This is a genomic window from Prosthecobacter sp. (assembly GCF_049294395.1).
In the GTDB taxonomy this organism is placed as follows: domain Bacteria; phylum Verrucomicrobiota; class Verrucomicrobiia; order Verrucomicrobiales; family Verrucomicrobiaceae; genus Prosthecobacter.
In genome coordinates, this window is record NZ_JBAQCR010000191.1 from 1 (window position 1) to 3,709 (window position 3,709).

Below are 3,709 nucleotides of genomic sequence, written 5' to 3' on the forward strand. Positions count from 1 at the left end.
GTCCGAGTCCGTCTTGGCGGGATCTGTGCCGTACTGCGTGGTCTCATCGTAATCGCTCAGGCCATCGCCATCGGTGTCGGCGCGGTTGGTGCGGTTGGTGCGGTTGGTGCGGTTGGTGCGGTCATCCGGATAGGCGTCCGCAGCGTCGGGAATGCCGTCCCAATCCCGGTCATCAACCATGTTGCCCGGATATTCGACTCCTTGATACGTGAAATGCGCAGCGCCGTTCCACTTGTCATCGGGCCAGTTGTCCAAAGCATCAGGAATGCCGTCCGCGTCCTGGTCGCTCCAACTGCCGGCGTATTCGTTGCCGTTGTACCAGTAGCCGCCATTAGGCGTGGCATCCTGGCCATCCGGAATGCCGTCCCCGTCCTGATCGCTCCAAGAGCCAGCATATTCGATGCCGTTGTAAGTGTAATGAGGCAGGCCGTTCCAGGGGTCCGGCTCGTTAGGAGGAGGCGCTTCACCGTTGGGGGTGGGGTCAAGTGCGTCAGGGATGCCGTCGTTGTCCGCATCGAGTATAAGGCCGGGGTACTCCGTACCATTGTAGGTGTAGCTGCCCGCAATCGTCGGCCAGGGGTCCAACCCATCGGGAATGCCATCCCCATCCTGATCCACCCAGGGCGCGGCGTATTCCGTAGCGTTGTACCAGTAGCTGCCATCCGGGAACGGGTCTGCCACATCGGGGATGCCGTCGAGGTCACGGTCGCTCGATGCTCCGCCGTACTCGATGCCCTGATACCAGAAGCTGCCATAGGGAAACGAGTCGAGCTGGTCGGGCGTGCCGTCACCATCGCTGTCCATGGTGCCTGTGGGGTACCAGTTCCCGCCGATGATCACGCCGGGATCGGTCGGCGGGGGTGGATCGGAATTTGGCGGCCCTGCGCCGTTGTAGGGGTCATCCATCTGCCCGGCGGCTTCGTTCCAGTTTAACAAGAGGTCCCCATCGCGGTCGGTATTGAAGGGTTCGCTGTCCTCGAAGTTTTTCAATCCATCGCCATCCGCATCCGAGTAGCTGCAGAAGGTGCCCGCAGTGAGGCTGGCATAGTTCACCACCGGATTGTACCCCTGGATCTGCTGGTAGTACTCGTCGAAATCCGAAAAGCCGTTGCAATTGCTGTCCCAGCTCCAAGGATCGTAGGGCAGCGGAGTGCCTGCTGTGACAGCCGCCAGTGAATACTGGTATTCCACCAGGTCTGGCAAACCGTCGAGGTCAGAATCAAGGCGGTAGGGATCGCTGCCAAACTGCGCCTCCTGCGCATTGTTGAAGCCGTCGCCATCGCCGTCTTGTTCGTGCCAAGGATCGCCTTCGGGGAAGTTGGCCATTTCACTTTTAACGCCATTGCTGAGCGTCCAGTAAGAGAAGGCTCCGGGGAATGGGTTCATCATCCATGAAACAAAGACCAGGATTTGAATGACATGCAACCAGCGTTCTCGGCGTAGGCGTGATAGGAGAGTGACGTTAATTCGGATAGTGGAAATTCGTGAATCTTGCCACTATCATGATGATCACCCACGGTTGTCGAGATTAGGGTTGTAAGACGTTTGTAGGGATTGTTAAGACTTAATCCAATTACTCATAAGCCTTTATTTAATCCTCGTGTCTAGCAGAGCAGGACATGACGCAGCCCTTCCAAATCGATGCCTGTCGTCCTATCCCCCTTCATTTCCAAACCGACCGCCTGCCACGATCCCCTCATTGCGGATAAAAGCCTTCCTCCCGCCATTCCAGTTACATCAAGCAGGACGTCACAGGGTTGGTCTCCTCACCCGCTCCGACTACGCCGGAGCCAAGATGGAAGTCGCAGACAAAGAAGCCGAGTCCCCTCCAATCCTACTTCTTCAACAGATCCCGGATCTCCGTGAGCAGCACGATGTCAGCAGGCGGCGGAGGTGGCGGCGCGTCCGCTTCTTTTTTCCGCGTCATCGCCATCAGTTTGTTGATCGGTTTGACGATCACAAAAAACACGACTGCCGCCGTGATCAAGAAGCTGATGACCGCCCCGATGATGCTGCCGATATCGAGTTCGATAATCTTTTTAACCGTGTCCATGACCGGCGTTCCATCGGCCTGCACCAGCGGCTTGCCATCCGCTCCCATCTTGGCCACTTGCAGGCTCACCTCCCGGAGAGGGATCGTCAGCTTCGGACTTGGACCTCCGCCAAACAGCGCCAGAAGCGGCTCAACGATTCCTTTGGCAAATGCCGTGACAATGCCTGTGAAGGCCGCGCCAATGATCACCCCCGTGGAGAGATCGACGACGTTGCCCTTGAGGATAAACGCTTTGAATTCTTTGAGCATGGCGTGGGAATGATGAAGTGAATGTGACCGGTTCGTGGAACCGGTCACGTTCTAAACCCATCAGCAGGCATCAGGCCAGCACAAAATGCGCTCACACCTCCTGCGCGACCCGCCAGCTCTCGGCATCAAGATTCTCCTTGAGGTGCCGGTAGCTGCTGGCGATGCGCTCACGCGTCATCTTTCCGAAAAAGCGCACCAGCCTCACCAGTTTGTCGATTTCCACCTCGCCCATGGATGAGTCGTTCACTTTGCTTTGCGCATGGGCCAGCGTGCAGCCCCAGACAAACAATTCGGCCCCCACATCAACAAAGTGGCCTAGCAGCACCTGCCGCTTTTCCAGCTTGGGACCATTCAGCGCCATCGCGAGGAACAACCGCCGCGCCAGCACCCGGCTCTGCCGGGCAATGTCATCGAGCTCGAACTGCAGGGATGGATGCAGCAAATCTCTCGCGTCTCCCGCCCCCAGCGGCAGCCATTTCAGTGGATACCATGTGGCATAAAACCCTGCGGCACGCATGGCGGCCTTGGCTCGCACCTTCCACGGCAGCGTCGGATTCACCGCATCAGCACCGAGGTTGAGATGCGGCTCCAGCGCCTCACGCGCGATGAACAGCCGCATGATCTCGCTGCTGCCTTCAAAGATCGTATTGATGCGTGAGTCGCGGAACAGTCGTTCCACAGGTTCGGGCACGTCCCCTCGTGCTTTCAGCGAGGCCGCCGTTTCAAATCCACGCCCCCCGCGCATCTGCATCGTGTCATCCATGATGCGCCAGGATTTTTCGCTGCCCCAGAGCTTGCCGATGGCGGCTTCGAGGCGGACGTCAGCGTGCTTGTCACGATCCACCATCGCCGAGACATAACGCACAATGCTTTCCATCGCGAAAGTGTCCGCGGCCATGCGGCTGAGTTTGTCCGCGATGGCGGCGTGGCGGCCAATCGGCTGTCCCCACTGTTCACGCGAGCGCGCCCATCGTTTGCTGATGTCGAGGCAGCGCTGCGACAGGCCAGTGCATGCGGCTGGCAGAGTGATGCGCCCCGTGTTCAGCGTCGTCAGCGCCACCTTGAGGCCGCGACCGACACCGCCCAGCACATTCGCCACCGGCACCCTCACGTTTTCGAAATGAATAACCCCGTTGTAGAGCGCCTTGAGCCCCATGAACCGGCAGCGGTGCAGGATCTCCACACCTGGCCAGCTTGTTTCGACAATGAATGCCGTGGTGGCATTGGGCTTCTCTGCCGTGGGTGTTTTGGCCATCACCACGATCAAGCCGGCCTTTGTGCCATTGGTGCACCACAGCTTCTCCCCATTGAGGATGTAGCTCTCGCCATCCGCGTCAAGTCTGGCCGTCGTCTTCATCCGCGCCGGGTCTGACCCCACTTCATTTTCCGTCAATGCAAAGGCGCTGA

At 58.7% G+C, this 3,709-nt stretch carries 2 protein-coding genes and 1 pseudogene; all 3 read right to left on the reverse strand.

What is annotated here, in order from left to right; all coding sequences use genetic code 11:
* Window positions 1-1,389 (reverse strand): annotated as a pseudogene (locus WAW39_RS12350) (hypothetical protein); the annotation flags it as partial.
* A gap of 445 nt (window positions 1,390-1,834) precedes the next feature.
* Window positions 1,835-2,302: a large conductance mechanosensitive channel protein MscL gene (gene mscL, locus WAW39_RS12355; RefSeq protein WP_422319217.1), complete on the reverse strand. Its 468-nt coding sequence runs from the start codon at window positions 2,300-2,302 to the stop codon at window positions 1,835-1,837.
* Between the two features lie 91 nt (window positions 2,303-2,393).
* The coding region (locus WAW39_RS12360; protein WP_422319219.1) for an acyl-CoA dehydrogenase family protein at window positions 2,394-3,709 on the reverse strand (1,316 nt) is incomplete at its 5' end.